This is a genomic window from Nocardioides alpinus (assembly GCF_900112035.1).
In the GTDB taxonomy this organism is placed as follows: domain Bacteria; phylum Actinomycetota; class Actinomycetes; order Propionibacteriales; family Nocardioidaceae; genus Nocardioides; species Nocardioides alpinus.
The window spans coordinates 187,188-208,241 of record NZ_FOKC01000002.1 but is presented as its reverse complement, the minus strand read 5'-3'; the positions used below and the strand labels follow the sequence as shown (position 1 = coordinate 208,241).

Annotated in this window: 17 protein-coding genes; 10 read left to right on the top strand and 7 right to left on the bottom strand. The window is 72.4% G+C overall.

The features are described 5' to 3' along the window. The first annotated feature begins 35 nt into the window (after positions 1–35). The gene (gene ispG, locus BM127_RS06285) at positions 36–1,187 is read left to right on the top strand and encodes a flavodoxin-dependent (E)-4-hydroxy-3-methylbut-2-enyl-diphosphate synthase (protein ID WP_091196063.1); all 1,152 of its coding nucleotides are present in this window, start codon (positions 36–38) and stop codon (positions 1,185–1,187) included. Continuing rightward, the gene (locus BM127_RS06280) at positions 1,187–1,999 is read left to right on the top strand and encodes a transglutaminase-like domain-containing protein (protein ID WP_091196061.1); all 813 of its coding nucleotides are present in this window, start codon (positions 1,187–1,189) and stop codon (positions 1,997–1,999) included. Before ispG ends, BM127_RS06280 begins: the two co-directional genes overlap by 1 nt. A 20-nt stretch (positions 2,000–2,019) precedes the next feature. Here BM127_RS06280 and BM127_RS06275 read toward each other — a convergent pair whose 3' ends face one another. Genes BM127_RS06275 through BM127_RS06265 form a run of 3 tightly spaced genes read right to left on the bottom strand, consistent with a single transcriptional unit; the run spans position 2,020 to position 8,787 of the window. Beyond that, positions 2,020–2,934 (bottom strand): transglutaminase family protein, encoded by a 915-nt coding sequence (locus BM127_RS06275; RefSeq protein WP_091196058.1) that lies wholly within the window; start codon positions 2,932–2,934, stop codon positions 2,020–2,022. Next, on the bottom strand, positions 2,931–5,492 hold the full coding sequence (locus tag BM127_RS06270) for a circularly permuted type 2 ATP-grasp protein (protein ID WP_091196055.1): 2,562 nt from the start codon (positions 5,490–5,492) through the stop codon (positions 2,931–2,933). The genes BM127_RS06275 and BM127_RS06270 overlap by 4 nt, the downstream gene beginning before the upstream one ends. Before the next feature lie 10 nt (positions 5,493–5,502). Then, the gene (locus BM127_RS06265; protein ID WP_091196865.1) at positions 5,503–8,787 is read right to left on the bottom strand and encodes a transglutaminase family protein; all 3,285 of its coding nucleotides are present in this window, start codon (positions 8,785–8,787) and stop codon (positions 5,503–5,505) included. A gap of 78 nt (positions 8,788–8,865) precedes the next feature. On the opposite strand from BM127_RS06265, the gene BM127_RS06260 reads away from it, so the two are divergent. The 3 genes from BM127_RS06260 to BM127_RS06250 all read left to right on the top strand — a co-directional run bounded on the left by BM127_RS06260 (position 8,866) and on the right by BM127_RS06250 (position 10,862). Further along, on the top strand, positions 8,866–9,717 hold the full coding sequence (locus BM127_RS06260) for a GNAT family N-acetyltransferase (protein ID WP_091196052.1): 852 nt from the start codon (positions 8,866–8,868) through the stop codon (positions 9,715–9,717). Positions 9,718–9,801: 84 nt separating this feature from the next. Continuing rightward, the gene (locus BM127_RS06255) at positions 9,802–10,404 is read left to right on the top strand and encodes an RNA polymerase sigma factor (protein ID WP_372476616.1); all 603 of its coding nucleotides are present in this window, start codon (positions 9,802–9,804) and stop codon (positions 10,402–10,404) included. Beyond that, positions 10,401–10,862, top strand: coding sequence for a hypothetical protein (locus BM127_RS06250; protein WP_091196048.1), 462 nt, complete (start codon positions 10,401–10,403; stop codon positions 10,860–10,862). Before BM127_RS06255 ends, BM127_RS06250 begins: the two co-directional genes overlap by 4 nt. A gap of 22 nt (positions 10,863–10,884) precedes the next feature. Here the strand turns inward: BM127_RS06250 and BM127_RS06245 are convergent, their stop codons facing one another. After that, positions 10,885–12,159: a S8 family peptidase gene (locus BM127_RS06245; RefSeq protein WP_091196045.1), complete on the bottom strand. Its 1,275-nt coding sequence runs from the start codon at positions 12,157–12,159 to the stop codon at positions 10,885–10,887. An 80-nt stretch (positions 12,160–12,239) separates the two neighbouring features. On the opposite strand from BM127_RS06245, the gene BM127_RS06240 reads away from it, so the two are divergent. Then, positions 12,240–14,825, top strand: a complete 2,586-nt coding sequence (locus BM127_RS06240; RefSeq protein WP_091196042.1) for a CHAT domain-containing protein — start codon at positions 12,240–12,242, stop codon at positions 14,823–14,825. 6 nt (positions 14,826–14,831) lie between these two features. On the opposite strand, the gene BM127_RS06235 is transcribed toward BM127_RS06240, so the two are convergent. Further along, the gene (locus BM127_RS06235) at positions 14,832–15,806 is read right to left on the bottom strand and encodes a hypothetical protein (RefSeq protein ID WP_139227670.1); all 975 of its coding nucleotides are present in this window, start codon (positions 15,804–15,806) and stop codon (positions 14,832–14,834) included. A gap of 129 nt (positions 15,807–15,935) precedes the next feature. Here BM127_RS06235 and BM127_RS06230 point away from each other — a divergent pair, with 129 nt between their 5' ends. Continuing rightward, positions 15,936–17,714: a proline--tRNA ligase gene (locus BM127_RS06230; RefSeq protein ID WP_231263287.1), complete on the top strand. Its 1,779-nt coding sequence runs from the start codon at positions 15,936–15,938 to the stop codon at positions 17,712–17,714. Between the two features lie 402 nt (positions 17,715–18,116). Here BM127_RS06230 and BM127_RS06225 read toward each other — a convergent pair whose 3' ends face one another. Both BM127_RS06225 and BM127_RS06220 read right to left on the bottom strand, forming a co-directional pair. Beyond that, the gene (locus tag BM127_RS06225) at positions 18,117–18,545 is read right to left on the bottom strand and encodes a DUF4439 domain-containing protein (protein WP_091196035.1); all 429 of its coding nucleotides are present in this window, start codon (positions 18,543–18,545) and stop codon (positions 18,117–18,119) included. Beyond that, positions 18,542–19,042 carry a hypothetical protein gene (locus tag BM127_RS06220; protein ID WP_139227669.1) on the bottom strand — a complete coding sequence of 167 codons (501 nt, stop codon included), beginning with the start codon at positions 19,040–19,042 and terminating at the stop codon, positions 18,542–18,544. The genes BM127_RS06225 and BM127_RS06220 overlap by 4 nt, the downstream gene beginning before the upstream one ends. Positions 19,043–19,156: 114 nt before the next feature. On the opposite strand from BM127_RS06220, the gene rimP reads away from it, so the two are divergent. The 3 genes from rimP to BM127_RS06205 are packed head-to-tail and all read left to right on the top strand — an operon-like array spanning position 19,157 to position 21,044. Continuing rightward, complete coding sequence (gene rimP / locus BM127_RS06215; RefSeq protein WP_091196029.1) at positions 19,157–19,645, top strand: ribosome maturation factor RimP; 489 nt, start codon at positions 19,157–19,159, stop codon at positions 19,643–19,645. Then, a complete protein-coding gene (gene nusA, locus BM127_RS06210) occupies positions 19,645–20,625 on the top strand; it encodes a transcription termination factor NusA (protein ID WP_091196027.1) in 981 nt (326 codons plus the stop codon). Before rimP ends, nusA begins: the two co-directional genes overlap by 1 nt. A gap of 53 nt (positions 20,626–20,678) precedes the next feature. Continuing rightward, complete coding sequence (locus BM127_RS06205; RefSeq protein ID WP_308249288.1) at positions 20,679–21,044, top strand: YlxR family protein; 366 nt, start codon at positions 20,679–20,681, stop codon at positions 21,042–21,044. Positions 21,045–21,054 lie beyond the last annotated feature (10 nt).

The window sequence follows — 21,054 nt, the reverse complement described above, 5'->3', positions numbered from 1 at the left end:
GGGGCGTACGACGCCCCGGCCCGTACGATGGAGCCATGACTGCTGTCGGCCTTGGCATGCCCGCTCTTCCCCCGCCCGTGCTGTCCCCGCGCCGCCGGACCCGGCAGATCAAGGTCGGCTCGGTGGGGGTCGGGAGCGACTCGCCGATCTCCGTGCAGTCGATGACCACCACGCTGACCTCCGACGTCAACGCGACGCTCCAGCAGATCGCCGAGCTCACCGCCACCGGCTGCGACATCGTCCGCGTGGCGTGCCCCAGCCAGGACGACGCGGACGCCCTGCCGGCCATCGCCCAGAAGTCGCAGATCCCGGTGATCGCCGACATCCACTTCCAGCCGAAGTACGTCTTCGCGGCGATCGACGCCGGCTGCGCGGCCGTGCGGGTCAACCCCGGCAACATCCGCAAGTTCGACGACCAGGTCAAGGAGATCGCCCGGGCCGCCAAGGACCGCGGCACCTCGATCCGGATCGGCGTCAACGCGGGCTCGCTCGACAAGCGGATCATGGACAAGTACGGCAAGGCGACCCCCGAGGCGCTCGTCGAGTCGGCGGTCTGGGAGGCGAGCCTCTTCGAGGAGCACGACTTCCACGACTTCAAGATCTCGGTCAAGCACAACGACCCCGTCGTGATGGTCCGCGCCTACGAGCTGCTCGCCGAGGCCGGCGACTGGCCGCTGCACCTCGGCGTCACCGAGGCCGGCCCCGCGTTCCAGGGCACCATCAAGTCGAGCGTCGCCTTCGGCCACCTCCTCAGCAAGGGCATCGGCGACACCATCCGCGTCTCGCTGTCCGCGCCGCCGGTCGAGGAGGTCAAGGTCGGCCTCCAGATCCTGGAGTCGCTCAACCTCAAGCCCCGTCGTCTCGAGATCGTCTCCTGCCCGTCGTGCGGGCGCGCCCAGGTCGACGTCTACAAGCTCGCCGAGGAGGTCACCGCCGGCCTCGAGGGCATGGAGGTGCCGCTGCGCGTGGCCGTCATGGGCTGTGTCGTCAACGGACCCGGCGAGGCCCGCGAGGCCGACCTGGGTGTCGCCTCCGGCAACGGCAAGGGCCAGATCTTCGTCAAGGGCGAGGTCATCAAGACCGTCCCCGAGTCGATGATCGTCGAGACCCTCATCGAGGAGGCCATGCGCCTCGCCGAGGGGATGGAGCCGGTCGAGGGCTCCGAGGCGTCGGTCAGCGTCAGCTGATGGGCCCAGCCCTCACCCGTACGGTCAGCAGCACCGTACGGCTCCAGGTCGGCGCGCCCGCCGACCTGGTGCTCTCCGTGGCGGTCGCCGCCGACCTGGCGCCGACCCAGGAGTCGCTCACCGTCACCTCCGAGGCGGGGCTCCTCGAGCCCAGCGAGCTCCTCGCAGCCGGCGGCACCCGCCTGCACCGGGTCGCGCGGGCGCCCGTCGGCACGCTCGTCGTGCGGTACGACGCCGTGGTGCCGCTCGGCGGACCCCCGGCCCCGCTCACCGAGCTCGAGGGCGTGGAGTTCACCCGCCCGAGCCGCTACTGCGACTCCGATCGGCTCACCCCGGTGGCGCGCGAGCTGTTCGGCGGTCGCACGGGCGAGGACCTCGTGCGCGCGGTCGTCCGCTGGGCGCTCGACCACATCACCTACGCGCCGGGCAGCAGCGGACCGCTCGACGGCGCCCTGGAGACCTACCTCCGACGGCAGGGGGTGTGCCGGGACACCTCGCACGTGGTGACCACGATGCTGCGCGCACTGGGTGTGCCGGCCCGGCTCGTCAGCGTCTACGCACCTGGCCTGGTGCCGATGGACTTCCACGCGGTCACCGAGGTCGCCCTCGACGGGCGGTGGTACGTCGTCGACGGCACCGGGCTCGCGCCGCGCGGCTCCCTGGTCCGCATCGCCACCGGGCGCGACGCTGCCGACACCGCCTTCCTGACCGTCAACGCCGGCCAGGCGGGCCTGCTGCAGGTCCAGGTGGGTGCGAGCGTCGCCCCCGCCCTGCCGGCCGACGACGGGCTGACCCTCACCCAGCTGCGCTGACGGCTCGGGCAGCGGCCCGGCTACAGCTCCGGCAGCCGCGTCACGTCGACCCCGACCTTGAGCGAGGACGTCGTGGACTCGGTGAAGATCACGCCCTTGAGCGGGGACACGTCGCGGAAGTCGCGCCCCCAGGCGGTGACGACGTAGCGGCTGTCGGCGAGGTGGTCGTTGGTCGGGTCGAGGTCGACCCACGTCCCGTCGGGAGTCAGGACCGACGCCCAGGCGTGCGACGCGTCGGCCCCCTCCAGCTTCACCTTCCCCGGCGGGGGTGCGGTCTCGAGGTAGCCGCTCACGTAGCGGCCCGGGAGGCCGACGGCGCGCAGGCACCCCAGCGCGAGGTGGGTGAAGTCCTGGCACACCCCCTGGCGCGACTCCAGCAGGTCCTGCAACGTCGTGCGGACGTTGGTGACCCCTGACCGGTAGTCGAAGTCGTCGAAGATCGCGTGCGTCAGCGCGACGACCGCCTCGCCCAGCGGCCGGGTGGGGGTGAGGTGGGTGGCGGCGTAGGCGCATACCGCGTCGTCGACGTCCACCAGCACCGAGGGGAGCAGGTGGGTCGACACGGTGGCGGGGTCGCCCGTCCTGCGGATCTCCTCGGCCGCGGATGCCACCGTCCACCGGTCGAGCGCCGCGAGGTCGACGAGCGGCCACGCGACGTGCACGACGCTGGTCTTGGTGACCTCGAGGACCCGGTGCGGGGTCCGCACCTCGACGTAGAAGCTCTCGTTGCCGAAGTGGTCGCGGTGCTCGCTCACCAGGAGCGGCTCCGGCGAGATGTCGACGTCGTTGCTCACCACCCGCTGGGACGGCGTCTCCCGCGGCCGCAGGAACCCCCGCTCGTAGCAGGTGGTGACGTCCTCGTCGTAGGTGTACGTCGTGCGGTGCCGCACCTCGTAGCTGCGCGGCGTGAAGTCGTCGGGGCCCTGGCGGCTCACGGGCGTCCCGCCCCCGCCCAGTCACCCAGGAGCACCCGCTGCGTGGGCTTGCGGCTGAAGTGTCGAGCGGTCAGGTCGGCCGAGATCGCGCGCAGGGTCGTCTCCACCGTGGCGAGCACGTCCCGCAGCTCGGCGCGGTCGCCGGCGCACACGTCGACGAGATCGAGGTCCGCGAGCGAGGCACCGAGGGCCTCGGCCCTCTCGACCAGGTCGTCGTCGGCGGCGAGCCGCAGCGCCTTGCCGAGGCGGGCGACCTGGAAGGCCACCGACCGGGGGTTGCCGGGGTCGACCAGGAGCAGCGACGTCGCGGAGTGGATCGGCCACGCCGGTCCCTCGCCGGACGCCGTACGCCGCCGGTGGGTCAGGATGCTCTCGCAGGCCTCGAGGACCGACTCGGTGACCTGCCCGTCGGTGATCGGCGCGCGCTCCACCGCCAGCGTGGCGCGGAGGAGGGCGACGGTGTGCTGGGCGCGCTCCACGCGTACGCCACCGTCGAGGAAGCCCCACGTCTGGTCGCGCACCATGCTCTCGTGCACCACGCCCGCGACCGCGAGCAGCGACTCGAGCACGACGTCGAGCTGCTGCCGCAGGGGTACGTCGGTCGGTGCCGGTGTCGCCAGGGTGCGGGCCAGCCGCGACAGGACGTGCCAGATGTCCTGGGAGAGCTGGTCACGGACGTTCTCGGCCGCCGCCACGATGCGGTGGCCGGTGTGCGCGAGGGTGCCGACCTGCTGCGGCGTGCCGACCATGGCGCGGATGTGGTCGGACGGCGACATGCCCGGCTGGGGGGCGAGACCGGTGAGCCGCGCGCCGGCCGCCACCATGACGGCCATGGTGGCGGCGCCCGGGGTGTCGGGACGCTGGGCGTGGTCCTCGGCGAGGTCGTCGGCCACGCGCAGCAGACGAGCGATCCCCTCGGCCCGCTCGGCGTAGCGACCGACCCAGAACAGGTTGTCGGCCACCCGTGGGGCCACGGCGGCGCGGCGTTGCAGCCGGACGAGGGCGGGTTGGGTCGCCGGGTCGCGCGACGCCCACCCGCGCAGGCCCGAGGGCTCGTCGGTCAGCACCCACACGTCCTTGGCCAGCGCCCCGCTCGCGTTGGAGACCAGCAGGGACGCGGCGGAGGTGTTGACCCGGCCCAGGCCGCCCGGCATGACGTGGTGCTCGTCCGCGTGCGCGACCCCGAAGGTGCGGAGCACGAAGCGGCCCGGGGTGAGCCCGGTGGGCGTCACGACCGGGGCGGTCGACATGGCGATCGGCTCCTGGCCCACCCATGCCCAGGGGCGTGCGGAGATCTCACGGCGCAGGTCGTCGCGCTCCGCCGACGAGAGGTCCCAGCCGAAGCGTGCTGCCACCACCGCTCCGCGGGAGATCGGCTTGACGACGAGCGTGTCGAGGTGGGCCAGGACGTGGGAGAGCTCGGCAGGCTCGCCGCACCACCAGGTCGTGGCCGAGGGGAGGGCCAGGTCCTCGCCGAGGAGACGGCGGGAGAGGGCGGGGAGGTAGGGCGTGAGGCCGGGGTTCTCCAGGACGCCCGAGCCGAGGGGGTTCGCGAGGTGCACCGTGCCGCGACGCGCGGACTCCACCAGTCCGGGCAGCCCCAGCTGCGAGTCGGCCCGCAGCTCGAGGGGGTCGCAGAACTCGGCGTCGAGGCGGCGCAGCACCACGTCGACGGGCTCGCTGCGGCCGGTGCTGCGGATCCAGACCCGTCCGTCGCGCACACTCAGGTCGTCGCCCTCCACGAGCGGGAACCCCAGCAGGGTGGCCAGGAAGCCCTGGTCGAAGGCGGTCTCGGCGCCCGTCCCGGGGGAGAGCAGCACCACCCGCGGGGTGTCCACGTCGCTCCCGGCGACTGCTCCGAGCGCGCGCGCCATCGTGTCGAAGAACCCCCGCAGCCGCGCCAGGGAGGCCCGCCGGTGCACCGGGCCGAGCACCCGGCTGGTGACGCGGCGGTTGGCCATGGCGTAGCCGGCTCCGGCGGGCGCGGCGGTCTTGTCGGCGAGCACGGCCCAGGCGCCGTCCGCGTCGCGGGCGAGGTCGGTCGCGGTGAGCACCAGCCGCTGGTGGGCGATGCCGTCGGCGCCGCGGATGAAGCCGGGGTGGCCCAGCACGACGTCGGCGGGCAGCACGCGGTCGGACAGCAGCCGACGGGCGCCGTAGAGGTCGTCGTGCAGCAGCTGCAGCAGCAGCGCCCGCTGGCGAAGCGCGGACTCCAGCCCGGCCCACTCCTGGCTGCCGATGACGACCGGCAGCGGGTCGATCACCCAGCTGCGGCCGGGGTCGGCGTCGTCGTCCATCGCGCCCGGGCCGTAGCGGATGCCGTCGTCCTCGACCAGGCGGCGTGCCTCCCCGCGTGCCGCGAGCAGGCCCGGCAGCCCGAGCTGGTCGACCGCCGACGTGATCGGGTGCTGCTCGGGCCGCAGCCGGTGCGAGGCGTCGTACCACTCGTCCGGTCCGCCCTCGGTCCGCACCTGCGCGCGGTAGTCAGCCAGAGGCCCCGTGCCGCTCGCGCCCTCGGTCACGTCCTCGCTCGCAGAGGCACTGACCGGGACGCTCACCCGCGGAACCCTAGCGATCGCCGGGTAGGAACCGGCGCAGGTCCGTCGTCGCTGGATACTCCACGCCCGGCTCCGGCAGCGCGCCGAGGTCCATCCGACCGCTGGTGTGGCCGAGCGCCTCGAACCGCGACGCGCGCCGCGCCTCGGCGGCCATCGCGTTGACCGGGTGGTCGTCATAGCTGCGACCGCCCGGGTGCACGACGTGGTAGGTGAACCCGCCGAGCGAGCGGCTGCTCCAGGTGTCGACCAGGTCGAAGGTGAGCGGGGAGTGGATGCCGATCGTCGGGTGCAGCGAGGAGTACGGCGCCCACGCGCGGTAGCGCACCCCGCCGACCGCACGCCCCGGGCCGCCGAGCGGCCGCATCGGTACCGGTACGCCGTTGCAGGTGAGCACGTGGCGACCCTCGACGAGCCCGTCGGCCCGCACCTGCACGCGCTCCACCGAGGAGTCGACGTAGCGTGACGTGCCGCCGAGCGACACCTCCTCGCCGAGCACGTGCCACGGCTCGACCGCCCCGCGCAGCTCGAGGCCGACCCCGGCGACGGTGGTCTCGCCGAGCCGGGGGAACCGGAACTCGCGGAACGGCTCGAGCCAGGCCGGGTCGAACCGGGGTCCGTCGCCGAGGAACGCGTTGGTCTCGCGCACCACGTCCTCGAGGTCGGCCATGGCGAAGGCGGGCAGCAGGAACGTGTCGTGCAGACGGGTGCCCCAGCGCACGAGCGGACCCGAGTAGGGCTCCGCCCAGAACCGGGCGACCAGCGCCCGCAGCAGGGCGGCCTGCACCAGCGCCATCCGGGGGTGCGGTGGCATCTCGAAGCCGCGCATCTCCAGCAGGCCGAGGCGACCCCGGTCGCTGTCGGGGCTGTAGAGCTTGTCGATGCAGAACTCGGAGCGGTGCGTGTTGCCGGTGACGTCGGTGAGCAGGTGCCGGAACAGCCGGTCCACCAGCCACGGCTCGGCCTCGCCGCCGTCGCGGGTGGCGCGCTCGAGCTCGGCGAAGGCGATCTCGAGCTCGTAGAGCGTCTCGTGGCGACCCTCGTCGACCCTCGGCGCCTGGCTGGTCGGGCCGATGAAGCGACCGCTGAAGACGTAGGACAGGGACGGGTGGTGCTGCCAGTAGGTGACCAGGCTCCGCAGCAGGTCGGGACGGCGCAGCAGCGGTGAGTCGGCCGGGGTCGGCCCGCCCAGCGTGAAGTGGTTGCCGCCACCGGTCCCGGTGTGGGTGCCGTCCTGGTCGAACTTCTCGGTCGCGAGCCCGACCTGGCGGGCGTCGTCGTAGAGGCTCTCGGTCAGGTCGCGCAGCTCCGCCCAGGTGCGGGTGGGCTGGATGTTGACCTCGATCACGCCGGGGTCCGGAGTCACCGACAGGCTCACGAGCGACGGGTCACCGGGGAGGGAGTAGCCCTCGAGCACGACGGGCACGCCGAGCTCGGCCGCACAGTCCTCCACCGCCGTGACGAGCTCGAGTGCTCGGGCCGCGTCGGTGAGGGGTGGCAGGAACACGCACAGGTGACCGTCGCGCTCCTCGACGACGACCGCGTGGCGCGGCGCCTCCTCGACGTCGTGCACGACCGCCGGCGCGGCACCTGCTGCCGGCTGGTCCAGGGGTGCGTACGGCGCGAACGGCGAGCGGTCCGGCAGGTCCGGCGGCGCGCTCCAGGCGAGCGACTCGAGCGGCAGCCGGTAGCCGGCGGGGGAGTCCCCGGGCACCAGGAACAACCGGCCTCGCCGCAGCCGCCACCGCGCCGTGCCCCAGCCGGTGCCTGACGGGTCCTCGAAGACCGGCACGACCCACGCCCGTGGGTCCGGCGAGGCGGTGCTGTCAACCGCGTCCACGGTCGGTGCCTCGGGGTCGACCGGGTCGCCGGCCGGGCGACGAGCCTCGTCCCAGGCCTGCGCGAAGGGGTCGTCGTACGCCGCCAGGACGTGCGCGTCGGGCACGCCGAGACGGGCCGCCATCAGCCGGGCCGCGGACTCGGTCGGGGCCGGCGTCGCGGTGTCGGCGCCCACCACGGGGTCGCCCCACGGGTGGTCGAGCAGGGCGGGATCGCGCCACAGGGGCGCGCCGTCGAGGCGCCACCAGAGCTGGGCCTGCCAGCGCGGCAGCGGCTCGCCGGGATACCACTTGCCCTGGCCGTGGTGCACCAGGCCGCCCGGTGCCCACCGGTCCGCGAGCCGCTCGGTCAGGCTCCTGGCGAGGACGCGCTTGTCCGGTCCGTCGGCGTCCACCGTCCACTGGGCGCTGGCCTGGTCGACGGCGGAGACGAAGGTCGGTTCGCCGCCGACGGTGAGGCGTACGTCGCCGTCGACCAGCAGCCGGTCGACGTGCTCGCCGAGGCGGTCGACGGCGGCCCACTGCTCCTCGGAGTAGGGGCGGGTGACGCGGGCGTCCTCATGGATGCGGGTGACCCGGTTGTGGAAGGCGAAGGACACCCCGACCGGGCCGGTCGAGCCGCTGATCGGCGCGGCAGACGCAGGGCTGGGGGTCGCGCAGAGGGGGATGTGCCCCTCGCCCGCGAAGAGTCCGCTGGTCGGGTCGAGCCCGATCCAGCCGGCACCCGGGACGAAGACCTCGGCCCAGGCGTGGAGGTCGGTGAAGTCCTCGCTCGGACCGGTCGGCCCGTCGATCGCGGCGATGTCGGGGGCGAGCTGGACCAGGTAGCCCGACACGAACCGTGCCGCCAGCCCGAGCTGGCGCAGCAGCGAGACGACCAGCCACGCGCTGTCGCGGCAGGAACCCCAGCGGGTGGAGAGCGTCTCGTCGGGGGACTGGACGCCGTGCTCCATCCGCACGGTGTAGCTCACCTCGCGCTGCACCGCCTGGTTGACGGCGACGAGGAAGTCGACGATCGGGTCGGTCCGCTCGCCCAGTCCGCTGTCCGCGAGCCACTGCCGCGCCAACGGCCCCGGGCCGCCGCCCGGCTGCTCGTCGACCGGCTGGAGGTAGGGCGCCAGCTCGACGGCCAGGTCGGCCTCGTAGGTGAACGGGTACTGCTCGGCGTAGTCCTCGACGAAGAAGTCGAACGGGTTGACCACGGTCATGTCCGCGACCAGGTCGACTGTGATGTCGAGCTCGCTGACCGGCTCCGGGAACACCAGGCGGGCCAGGTAGTTGCCGAACGGGTCCTGCTGCCAGTTGAGGAAGTGACCGCGGGGCTCGACCGAGAGCGAGTACGACTCGATGGGGGTCCGCGAGTGCGGCGCCGGACGCAGGCGCACGGTGTGCGGGTGGACCGTCACCGGCTCGGCGAAGGTGTAGGTGGTGCGGTGCTCGAGGGCTACGCGGATCGTCACGCGCGTCACCGTAGTGCGCCTACGTGCCAACGATGTTTCCTCTCGTGGCTCTTGAGTGCCGAGCGCTAGGCTCCCGGCGTGCTGAGGACCCGCGAGCAGGTGCGCGTGCTGGGCCCGGGTGACCGGGACCTGTTCGTCGCGCTCACGGAGCAGGACCCGGTCGTCAACGTCTTCGCCGACTACCGCGCCCGACTCACCAACCTCGACGAGCGCTGGCTGGGCGGCCAGGTGTGGGGCAGGTTCAAGGGTGACGAGCTCGTCGCCGGCTGCCACCTCGGCGCCAACCTGGTGCCGGTCCAGTGCACGCCCGACGACGTGGGCGCCTTCGCCGACGTGGCGCTGCGCCGCCGCCACTCGGTCGGCACCATCGTCGGACCCAGCGATGTCGTGGCGGCGCTGTGGGAGCTCGTCGAGCCCCGCTGGTCCAGGCCCCGGGAGTACCGCTCGCGCCAGCCCCACCTCGAGATCCGCCACCGCTCGGAGGTCGCGCCCGCGCCCGACGTACGCCTCACCACCCCCGGTGACCTCGACACGCTCTACCCGGCGTGCGTCGCGATGTACACCGAGGAGGTCGGGGTCTCGCCGGAGAACGACGCCGGCGGCGGCGACCTCTACCGCGCCCGCATCCGGCAGCTGATCGGGCGCGGGTGGTCGATGGCGAGCTTCGACGAGCAGGGCGTCGTGTTCAAGGCGGAGGTCGCCTGCGTGACGCCGTACGCCGCCCAGGTGCAGGGCGTGTGGGTCCGTCCGGACCGGCGTGGGCAGGGCTTGTCGGTCAGCGGCATGGCCGCCGTGGTGGCGCACGTCCTCGACACAGGCGTGGCGCCGGTCGTCTCGCTCTACGTCAACGACTGGAACACCCCGGCCCGGGCGGCGTACGCGACGGTCGGCTTCGAGCAGACCGCGACCTTCGCGACGCTCATGTTCTGAGGGCCTCCGGGCAGTTCAGAAATAAACTTTCCGTGAGGATGTATCAGCACGGCGTGTGCCTCCTCCTGTGAAGACATGGGGACAATGGTCACCATGTCGGAGCATCGAGGAGCTGAGGGGCAGCTCGAGGAGTCACCGTGGGACAAGGCCAGTGGGGCGTTCACGGCGTGGCGTGCAGGGGACGCCACCGCAGTGGACGAATTGGTTTCCGCGATGACTCCGGTGCTGTGGCACGTGGTGAGGGCATACGGGCACGACCGGAGCTCGGCTGAAGACGTCATTCAGGCGACCTGGTTGGGATTCGTACGCCTCCACCGGACCATTGCTGACCCACAGGCGGTCGCGTCCTGGCTGATCACGTCAGCCAGGCGCGGCGCAGCCGCACACACCAAGGCCGCGCGACGTGCGGCCCCGGTGGAGGACGAGGCGTTGGCTGCCGCGCTCCCCGACGAGGAGTCGGCGGAGACGGTGGCGGTGCTGGACGACGAGGCGGCGCGGCTGTGGGGAGCCGTGGCCACCCTCGACGACCGGTGCCGCAGGTTGTTGCGCGTCATCGCCTTCATGGACCGACCCGACTACCACGCACTCAGCCAGGACCTCGACATGCCCGTCGGGAGCATCGGTCCCACGCGGGCCCGGTGCCTGGCCAAGCTGCGCACCGCCCTGACGAGAGGAGGCGAGCGATGACCACCGACGACGACACCCAGCTCCTGGACGCACTCCGGGACATGTGGCGCCGGGCCGATCCGCCGCCGCCCGGGCTGACCGCGACGATGATCGCCGCCGTCGTGTCCGCCGACCTCGACCAGGAGTGGGAGCTGCTCGTCCTGGTCCGCGACTCGGCACAGGAGCCGGCCGCGCAGGTCCGCGGGCTCGCCACTGCCCGGATGCTCTACTTCACCGCCGCGGAGGGTTGGTCGCTCGACGCAGAGATCGACGGCGGCCAGGTCCGCGGCCAGCTGCTCGACTTCGACGGGGACATGGGATCCGTGGAGGTCACAGTGGAGACCACGGACGGCCAGTCGTGGACGACGTCGCTCGACGAGGTCGGGTTCTTCGCCATCGAGGCCGAGCCGACCGGATCCCTGCGGTTCACCGTCCGGCTCGGGGGATCGGTCTCCAGCAGCGTCTGGGTGGCGCTCTGACCCTGCGCCGCGCCCGGTCCTCCTAGGGAAGGAGGTCCAGCTCGTGGTGCGGGCCGACCATCGGGTCCGAGTCGTACCTCGCGCTGGCCAGCACGGCGTCGCGCGCATCCTTCGCGGACGCGCCGGTCTCGGAGATCTCCCGGGCGATCCTGCCGGCCACCAGCGGGGCGGCGAACGACGTACCGCTCCACCTCGCCATGCCGGTGTCGAACACCCGGACGTCGCCCTTGTTCGGGCTCTCGTGGCACACGAAGGTGCCGTCGGGGAACGCGTTGACGTGGTTGCGACCGAGCGCGTAGACGTCGGCGGAGACCCCGAAGTTGGAGAAGTCGGACACTCGGCCGTCGCGGTCGAGCGAGCCGACGCCGACGCACCAGTCGAAGGCGGCCGGCCAGAACGGCGCCGACCACGAGTCGTTGCCGGCCGCGGCCACGAGCACGCAGTCGCGCTTGCGGAGCCGGAAGAGGTAGAAGAGCTCGAGCGCGATGGACGGGTAGTCCATGCGGGTCCGGCAGCCGGCCGAAAGGTTGATCACCTGCGGGTCGTGGGCGAGGGCCTCCTCGAGCTGCAGGACGAGGTCGGACTCCAGGACGCCGCCGCCACCGAGGCCGCCGATCGCGAAGCCCTCGACGAAGACGTTCGTCTCGGGGGCGACGCAGCGCACCACACCGGCGATGAAGGTGCCGTGACCGGCGTAGGTCCGCAGGTCCGGACCGTTGAGCTCGTCGTCACCGGTGACGCCGTCGAGCCACGGCGTACGCGGGTCGGTGCCGGACGGCGGGTTCCACCCGGTGTCGACCACGACGACGTTGACGTCGCAGGACTTCTTGCGCTGCGGGACCTGTGGCGGCCACGGCTCCTTGAGGCCCGTCTCCTCCGGCTCGATGGCCGGGCACAGGTTGCCTCCGGGACCTCCTGGAGCCACGTGCACCCAGTGGTCGGGCGAGGCCGCGCCGGGGCGCAGCCCACTCCGCTCCAGCAGGTCGAGGACGTCCGGGACGGACTGGCCGTCGACGCGCTCGGGCAGCAGGTACCGGACCAGCTCTCCGTCGAGCAGGCGCACGTCGTCGCGACGCGGCGGCTCGGTGAGGACGCCCTTGTCGAGCTGGGCCACCGCACGCTCGAAGTCGTCGGCGTCCGCAGCCCGCACCAGCACGCGGTGGGGGTGGAACACGTAGGTGAAGTCCGCGGGGGCTTCGGTGTCCCACGCCACCTGGCCGTCGTTCGCCGCGCGGAAGTCGCGCAGCTGGTCAGTCGTTCGTCGTCGTGCGTCGTCGCCGATCTTCCAGTCGCTCATGCCACGACGCTAGCGAAGCCCGAGCGCCGTGAGGAGTGGAATGACCACACGCCTTCGACGAGATCAGCAAGGATGGACTCGTGGATCGGGCCGAGGCGGAGGAGCTGCTGCGCACCGTCTTCTCGGAGAGCGACCTCAAGAGGAAGCGCGCCGAGGACGAGCTTGTTCCTGATGCCGATCCGGCGGTGGCCTCGATCGGGCACCAGATCGTCGGGATCGTGCTGCGCGACCTGGGTGAGACCGACGCGGCCCTGCGCGAGCTGCGTACGGCTCTGCGCCTGGCGCGGCGATCTGGTGACGACGAGCGGTGGGGCGACTCGCTGGCGACCCTGGGCGGGACGCTCTGCGCTGCGGGCTGGGTGCCGGAAGGCATGCGGAAGCTCGACCAGTCGGTGTCGGTGCTGCACGGCGTGCCTCTCGGTCGTGCACTGGTGCGCCGGGCCTGGGTCACGGGCCACCTGCTCGCCCAGTTCGAGCAGAGCGCTACCGACCTGAGGGAGGCCAGGAAGCTGTTTGCCGGTGGGGGCGACCACATCTGGGAGCAGCGCGCCCTCAACCTCGAGGGGCTCGTCGACGTCGGACTGGGCGATCTGGAGGCGGCGGCACAGGCGTTCGCGTCCTACGGCGAGCTCGCGTCAGCGCTCGGCAACGACTTCGATGCGGGTCTCGCGCAGCACAACACCGGCTGGCTGGCCTACGTCCGTGGCGACCTGCCGCTCGCCCTCGAGCTGTACGCCGATGCCGATGCCCGCTTCGACGCGATCGGGCTCACCAGCGTCGACCTCGTCTACGACCGCTGCCTGGCCTACCTGGCTGCCGGCCTGGCAACCGACGCTCTGGAGGTCGTCGAGCAGGCGCTCGTCGCGCGGCCACTGCTGCCGCGCGAAGAGGCGGACCTGCTGGTGGCTGTCGCCGAGGCGGCGCTGGCCGCTGGCGACTGGACACGCGCCACCAGCGCCGCCGACGAGGCGAGCCGTCTCTTGAGGGGGCAGTCGCGCCACGTCCACCGGCTGCAGGCCGACCTCCTCGGCCTCGCCGCCCGGACCGAGGCGGGGCTGCCCGCTGTGGCGCTGCTCCGGAAGGCGGAGCGTCTTGTGGCCCGATGCCGCGAGGCGCAGGTTGCGGAGCTCCCGCCGGCCCTGTTGCTGGGGGCACGCCTGGCACGAGCGGTCCGCTCGCCACGCGCGGCCGCCCTGAACGCGGCCTGGCTCGACGAGGCGGCAGGTTTTCGCCGGAGCTCGAGCGGCAGGGTGCGCGTCCTGGGGTGGCTCGCACTCGCGCAGCGCCGTGCGCTCGCGGGCGACCTGGGGGGTGTGGTTCGGGCATGCGACACCGGGCTCCGGGCGCTCGACGAGCACCGGGCAACGCTCGGCAGCCAGGAGCTGCGCGCCGTGGCGTCGGGCCACGGCGCCCGACTGGCCGAGCTCGGCACCCGCACTGCACTCGCCTCGGGGCACCCACGCCAGCTGCTGCGCTGGTCGGAGCGGTGGCGTGCCACCTCCCTGACGATCCCGTCAGCTCGGGACCAGCACGACCCTGCGACCACTGCTGATCTGGCGGCTCTCCGCGCGCAGCACCGTCGGCTCGCGGAGGCGCGCGCGGACGGGGCCCCCACCGAGCGGCTCCAGGCCCGGGCGACCCGGCTCGAGCAGTCCGTGCGGCAGCGCATGTTCCACCTGCGCGGCACCGGCGTGACGGTCTCGACGCTCGATGTCGGCGACCTGATCGAAGCCTTGGTCGAGGACGACACGGTCCTGGTGGAGCTGGTCGAGGTCGACGGTGAGATCCACGCGCTCGTTGCGGGTCGCGGTCGCGTACGCCGTCTCGACGTCGGGTCTGCCGCCGCGGCCACGAAGGCCGTGGACTTCGCGTTGTTCTCGCTCCGGCAGGCCGCCCGTGGTCGACGTACCCAGCTCGACGTCGCAGGCACGCGGCTCCAGCGTGCTCTGCTCGGCTCGGCGCTGGACCACGTGCGGGAGGCGCGCGTGGTCGTGTCCGGCACGAGCGCCCTGCAAGGGGTGCCGTGGGGACTGATGCCGGGGCTGACCGAGCGCCCGGTGACCAGCACGCCGTCCGCGCGGCTGTGGCTGCGGGCGCGATCCGCACGGCCCACGGATGATCGTCGCGTGATGCTCGTCGGTCCCGGGTTGGGCAGCGGCGGCGCGGAGGTACCGGCCGTGGCCGCGCAGGACTCGGGCATCGAGGTGCTCCACGGTGCTGGTGCAACGGTGGCGGCTGCGCTCACCGCGCTCGACGGGGCCGCGCTGGCGCACGTCGCCGCGCATGGTCACTTCCGCGAGGACAGCCCGCTCTTCTCCTCGCTCACCCTCGCCGACGGTCCGCTCCTCGTGCACGACCTCCAACGGCTCCAGCGTCCGCCGCACCGGGTGGTGCTGTCGGCCTGCGAGTCCGGTGTGATGGCGCCGGTCGGCGACCAGGAGCTGCTCGGCCTCGCCGCGGCACTGCTGTCGATGGGCACGGCCGGCGTCGTCTCCAGCCTCGCCGAGGTCGACGACGCCGCCACCGTCGAGGTGATGGTGGCCCTCCACGCCAGCCTGCGTGCAGGCGGTGGACTGGGTGACGCGCTGCTCGCCGCGCGGACGATGGCCGCGGGCGACCCGGTGCTGGCCGCGACCGCGGCGTCGTTCACCGTCCTCGGGATCTGAGCGAGGTCAGGGCGCTTCGACCTTCACCGGGTCGGTCGCGTTCTCGCAGGCGGCCAGGGTGCAGCGCACCGTGGCGGACTCCCGCTGGCCGTTGACGTCCAGCAGCACCGCTGTCGGCGACTCCCACTCCCAGCCGCTGAACCAGCTGGTCGTGTACGTCGCCAGCTTCGTGCCGTCGATCTCGCGCAGGTGCATCTCGCCGGGGCCGAGCCCGTCGGTGAGGATGCCGAAGGTCAGCATCTGCGTCCCGTCCGGGGAGATGGCGGCGACTCGGTCGGTGCAGGACTTCCACACCGTGACCTTCGGGTGCCGCAGTCGCGCCAGACGGGTGCAGCCGCCGAGGTAGGGGTCCTGGGTGTAGGTCGCCAGCAGGTCGTGCTCGATGCTCGCGAGACCTGTCAGCCGGGTCGTCAGCGGACGACGTACGCGGTCCTTGGCGAACTTCCAGAAGAACGTGCGCGTCGTGGTGCGCAGCAGCACCTTCACGCCGTCGGCCGCCACGACCTCGGGGTAGCCGCGGAACGAGCGCGACGTGCTGAGCGTGCCGGTGACCGGTGACCACTGCTTGACCGTCGCACGCGACCGCCCGGTCTGCGAGACGCCGAGGAGGGCACTGCCGTCCTCGCTGACCACGACCGTGGTCGGCCCGATGTCGCGCAGCACCGTACGGACGGTCCCGCTCGGCGTCACGTGCACCACCCGGTGGCCGCGGGTCTCACCGACCCCGTTGGTGCGGTGCGTCGCCACCATCCATCCGCCGAGCGAGGCCCCGACGGTCTCGGCTTCGGTGCCGGGGAGCTCAAGACGCCGCTCACCGTCGACGAAGACGCCGTCCTCGATGTGCGGGACGGCGATGTCCGCGCCGCGGGCCAGCCGGTCCGGTTGGAGATCGGCGGTGGGCGCGGCTGCCTGCGCCGGGACTGCGAGCGCGGCACCGACCGCGAGGGTGGCGAGGAGCGCGACGGAGGTCGGACGATGCATGGTGGGTGCTCCCGAGGTGGTGGCCGGTGCTGTGCCTGTCGTGGTGGAGACGTCGGGGTGGCGGCGTCGGTTGCGTCCGGGCATCAATGGGTTCGTCGTGCCGCGTGCCGCACACCTATCCTTGCGCCCATGACTGGCCGCCTCCTCCGCATGTCGTCCCTGTTCGTGCGCACGCTGCGTGACGACCCCAACGACGCCGAGGTCCCGAGCCACCGCTTGCTGGTCCGCGCCGGCTACATCCGCCGCGCCGCGCCGGGCGTCTACACCTGGCTGCCGCTGGGTCTGCGGGTGCTGCGCAAGATCGAGGCCATCATCCGCGAGGAGATGGACGACATGGGTGCCCAGGAGCTGTCGTTCCCCGCCATCCTGCCCCGCGAGCCCTACGAGGCGACCGGGCGCTGGACGGACTACGGCCCCAACATCTTCCGCCTCAAGGACCGCAAGGGTGCCGACTACCTGCTCGGTCCCACGCACGAGGAGATGTTCACCCTCGTGGTGAAGGACCTCTACTCGTCCTACAAGGACCTGCCGCTCTCGATCTACCAGATCCAGAACAAGTACCGCGACGAGTCGCGTCCGCGCGCCGGGCTGCTGCGGGGGCGTGAGTTCGTGATGAAGGACTCCTACTCCTTCGACATCGACGACGCGGGCCTCGAGAAGTCCTACCAGCTGCACCGCGACGCCTACATCCGGATCTTCGACCGGCTCGGCTTCGACTACGTCATCGTCAAGGCCACGTCCGGCGCGATGGGCGGCTCGGCCAGCGAGGAGTTCCTCGCCAAGGCCGAGGTCGGCGAGGACACCTACGTGCGCTGCACCCACTGCGACTACGCCGCCAACGTCGAGGCCGTCGCCGTCCGCGCACCCGAGGCGATCCCGTACGACAAGGCTCCCGCGGCACACGCCGAGGAGACCCCGGACACGCCCACCATCGACTCGCTCGTGGCCCACCTCAACGCGGCCTTCCCGCGCGACGACCGCCCCTGGGCGGCCGGCGACACCCTCAAGAACGTGCTCGTGGTGCTCAAGCACCCCGACGGCACCCGTGAGCCGCTCGCCATCGGCGTACCCGGCGACCGTGAGGTCGACCAGAAGCGCCTCGAGGGCCAGCTCGAGCCCATCGAGGTCGAGGCGATGGACGAGGCCGAGATGGCCAAGCACCCCGCGCTGGTGAAGGGCTACATCGGCCCGGAGGCGCTCGGCGAGGCATCGAAGTCCGGCATCCGCTTCCTCGTGGACCCCCGCGTCGTCGAGGGCACCCGCTGGGTCACCGGCGCCAACGTCCCCGGGTCGCACGTGATCGACATGGTGGTCGGTCGCGACTTCACCCCCGACGGCACCATCGAGGCCGCCGACGTCCGCGACGGCGACGCCTGCCCCCACTGCCTCGAGGGCACCCTCGAGTCCGCCCGCGGCATCGAGATGGGCCACATCTTCCAGCTCGGTCGCTCCTACGCCGAGGCGCTCGGGCTCAAGGTGCTCGACGAGAACGGCAAGCTCGTCACGGTCACGATGGGCTCCTACGGCATCGGCCCCTCGCGCGCCGTGGCCGCCATCGCCGAGGGCACGCTCGACGAGATCGGTCTCTGCTGGCCGCGCAACGTCGCGCCCGCCGACGTCCACGTCGTCGCCGCAGGCAAGGAGGGCGAGGTCCACACCGCCGCCGCGTCGCTCGCCACCGACCTCGCCGCGCGCGGCCTCGACGTCCTGCTCGACGACCGGACCGGCAAGATCAGTCCCGGAGTGAAGTTCAAGGACGCCGAGCTCATCGGCGTGCCGACGATCATCACGGTCGGCCGCGGTCTGGCCGACGGCACCGTGGAGGTCCGCGACCGCCGCACCGACGAGCGCGTCGAGGTCCCGGTCGGCACGGCGGCCGAGCACGTCGCGGCGCTGATCCGCGGCTGACCTGCGAGCACCATGAAGGCAGTTCGCCCCCCGATGGCGGTCCGCTGAGCGAGGCGAGGTCTGGTCGTAGCTCGAACTGCCTTCATGGTGTCCCCGTCCGCGACAGGGGACGCGCCCGTCACCTCGCTCGCCGACGCCGTACGCCTCCGAGGCCCTCGAAGGGGTGGCTCTGCATCTTTGTGCGTTGCACGAACATGCAACGGCGTTGTGGTTCCGCAGCGGTCGGATCGAATGCATGATTGTGCATGCGGCTCCACCTCCCCCACAGGAGGAGCTGCACAGGGTGATGCTGACCAACCCCACAGATGCGGTCCGCGTCCTCGGCTTTTGGGAGAGATCTCGGGACTTTCCCAAGAGCTGAGGCCGCGGGCCGCTTCCCTGTTTCCGGGGTCGCGGTGGAGGTCAGTCCAGCTCGGGCGCGCCCGGCCACGTCTGCGGGGCGCCGCCCAGCTCGAGCTGCCAGGTCCCCGACCACGTCGCCTCGGTCAGCGCCCACTCGCGCACGGCCCCCGACGACTGGGCGACCAGAGCGATCAACGTCTCGACGCCCGCCACCTCGATCGCGAGGGCGGCAGCCTGCACCGCGGTGCTGCGCAGCAGGGGCCCGTCCAGCTCGTACGTCGCCGCCGCGGCGACCGGCTCGCCACCGGCATCCTCCACGAGGCTCCGCAGCTGGTCACGGCGTGAGCGGTGTCGGCGGTGGGCGGCGGTGAGTGCGTCGAAGAGGTCCGGCGTCGCCGACTGGGACGTACGTCCCCCGAGCACGCCGTAGGTCCAGAGCGCGGCGTGCTCGCCGGCGAGAGTCGTCTGGAGGGCGTCGAGGGTGGTCACGGGGTGACCTCCGCCAGGGCCGCGCTGTGCTGCGACGTGGAGGCGGCGATGCTGGCCAGCACGCGCGCGAGGTCACCGCTGGCGGCGGTGAGGGAGCCGGCGCGCACCTCGCGCAGCAGGCGCTGCTCGGAGCGTCGTACGGCTGTGAGCGCATCCCGGGGGCGAGCAGGCACGGAGGCGGGCGCCGGGGTGGGGAGCTCGGCCTCCGGGACGGCGCCGGCCAGGACGTCGAGGTGCTCCACGTGGGCGGCCGCGACCGGTGCGAGCCGGGCGTCGAGGCTCGGCACCGCACCCGTGGCCGCAGCAAGGACCGCCTGGGCCCGTGCGAGGGCGGCCACGACCGCGGCGACCAGCTCGGAGTCCTCCGGGGGAGGCGGCGTCGCCGACGAGGACCTGCTCTCGTCGAGGGGCGGATCGATGTCGCAGCCGGCCAGCACCGCAGGCGCTGCGAGTGCCGCGCCCAGCGTCGTACGACGGGAGAGCGGGCGGCCGGGCACGTGCGAACCCTAGGTCACCCGGTGCCGGACCGGACCAGTCGGCGGTGGATGACCGACCTGCGCGACGGGCCGCTATCGTGAGCCCACAACAACTTCAGAAGGAGGTCGCCACCGATGAGCACCCCCCACCAGGACGCCACCCGGGACCGCATCGAAGCGGAGCTGATCGACCCCTTGAAGGTGATGGAGCTCGACGTCGAGGCCGTGGAGCTGACCCCGGCCGGCAAGCGCCGGGTCCTCCGCGTGGCCGTCGACAAGGACGGCGGTGTCACGCTCGACGACGTCGCCGACGCGACGCGTGAGGTCTCCCGTGTGCTTGACGAGTCCGACGTGATGGGCGAGATGCCCTACACGCTCGAGGTCACCTCCCGAGGCGTCGACCGCCCCCTGACCCTGCCGCGCCACTGGCGCCGCAACGCCGACCGGCTGGTCAAGGTCACCACCGTCGACGGCACCGACGTGACCGGACGCATCACCACCTCGGACGACACCGCCGTCACGCTGGACGTGGACGGCGAGCAGCAGCAGATCGCCTATGCCGACATCGCCAAGGCGCTCGTGCAGATCGAGTTCAACCGCAAGAGCGAGAAGAAGGACGACTGATGGACATCGACCTGAGCATCCTGCGGATGCTGGAGCGCGAGAAGGAGATCTCCTTCGAGGTGCTCTGCGAGGCCATCGAGCAGGCCCTCCTCACCGCCTACCAGCGCGCCACCGAGTCGCAGCACCCCGCGCGCGTCGAGCTCGACCGCAAGAGCGGGCACGTGACGGTCTGGGCGCGTGAGCTCGACGAGGACGGCACCGCCGGTCCGGAGTACGACGACACCCCCGCCGGCTTCGGCCGGATCGCGGCCACCACCGCCAAGCAGGTCATGCTGCAGCGGCTGCGCGACGCCGAGGACGAGATCAGGTTCGGGGAGTTCGCCGGCAAGGAGGGCGACATCATCTCCGGCGTCATCCAGCAGGGCCGCAACCCCGACGACGTGATGGTCGACCTCGGCAAGCTCGAGGCCATCCTGCCGGTGAGCGAGCGGGTGCCGGGGGAGCAGTACGTCCACGGCGAGCGGATCAAGTGCCTGGTCACCTCGGTGCGCAAGGGCATGCGCGGACCCCAGATCACGCTGTCGCGCTCGCACCCGACCCTGGTCAAGAAGCTCTTCGCCCTCGAGGTGCCCGAGATCGCCGACGGCACCGTCGAGATCGCCGGGATCGCCCGCGAGGCCGGCCACCGCACCAAGATCGCGGTCCACACCAAGGTCGCGGGGGTCAACGCCAAGGGCGCCTGCATCGGGCCGATGGGCCAGCGGGTGCGCAACGTGATGAGCGAGCTGCACGGCGAGAAGATCGACATCGTCGACTGGGCCGAGGACCCGGCCGAGCTCGTCGCCCACGCCCTGTCGCCGGCCCGCGTCACCGCGGTGGAGATCGTCGACCTGGCCGCGCGCTCGTGCCGCGTCGTCGTCCCTGACTTCCAGCTCTCCCTCGCCATCGGCAAGGAGGGGCAGAACGCGCGACTCGCCGCGCGGCTCACCGGCTGGCGGATCGACATCCGCTCGGACGAGGCGCCCGCCCCGGTGGACTGAGGCGGGGCTGCCAGTTCGTAAAGCACTGGCCCGACGCAGTAGAGTGATGAGCAGTGGCCACCACGTCTGACAACCCTGTGCCCGGACCCGTCCGGACATGCGTGGGTTGCCGGGCCAGGGCCACTGTGAGCGAGCTGCTGCGCGTGGTCGCAGGCTCGGATGCCGAGGGCCGACCAGCCCTGGTGCCCGATCCGGACCACCGGGCACCCGGCCGCGGGGCGCACCTCCACCCCACGCAGGAGTGCTGGCAGCTCGCAGTGCGACGCCGAGCATTCTCCCGGGCACTCCGCTCGGGTGTCCCGCTCGCCGGCGCACCGGTGGAGGACCATCTCGCCGCACTGCACCAGGATCAGCACCACCCGCACGACCAGTCCGAATCACAGCACCACCGACCAGAAACTGGAGCACACAGCTCATGAGCACTCGATG

Bases quoted from the DNA above. Each gene is read 5' to 3' on its own strand.
- nusA (WP_091196027.1), top strand. From the start codon at position 19,645: ATGGACATCGACCTGAGCATCCTGCGGATGCTGGAGCGCGAGAAGGAG.
- BM127_RS06250 (WP_091196048.1), top strand. From the start codon at position 10,401: ATGACCACCGACGACGACACCCAGCTCCTGGACGCACTCCGGGACATG.
- BM127_RS06245 (WP_091196045.1), bottom strand. From the start codon at position 12,159: ATGAGCGACTGGAAGATCGGCGACGACGCACGACGACGAACGACTGAC.
- ispG (WP_091196063.1), top strand. From the start codon at position 36: ATGACTGCTGTCGGCCTTGGCATGCCCGCTCTTCCCCCGCCCGTGCTG.
- BM127_RS06235 (WP_139227670.1), bottom strand. From the start codon at position 15,806: ATGCATCGTCCGACCTCCGTCGCGCTCCTCGCCACCCTCGCGGTCGGT.
- BM127_RS06230 (WP_231263287.1), top strand. From the start codon at position 15,936: ATGACTGGCCGCCTCCTCCGCATGTCGTCCCTGTTCGTGCGCACGCTG.
- rimP (WP_091196029.1), top strand. From the start codon at position 19,157: ATGAGCACCCCCCACCAGGACGCCACCCGGGACCGCATCGAAGCGGAG.
- BM127_RS06280 (WP_091196061.1), top strand. From the start codon at position 1,187: ATGGGCCCAGCCCTCACCCGTACGGTCAGCAGCACCGTACGGCTCCAG.
- BM127_RS06255 (WP_372476616.1), top strand. From the start codon at position 9,802: ATGGTCACCATGTCGGAGCATCGAGGAGCTGAGGGGCAGCTCGAGGAG.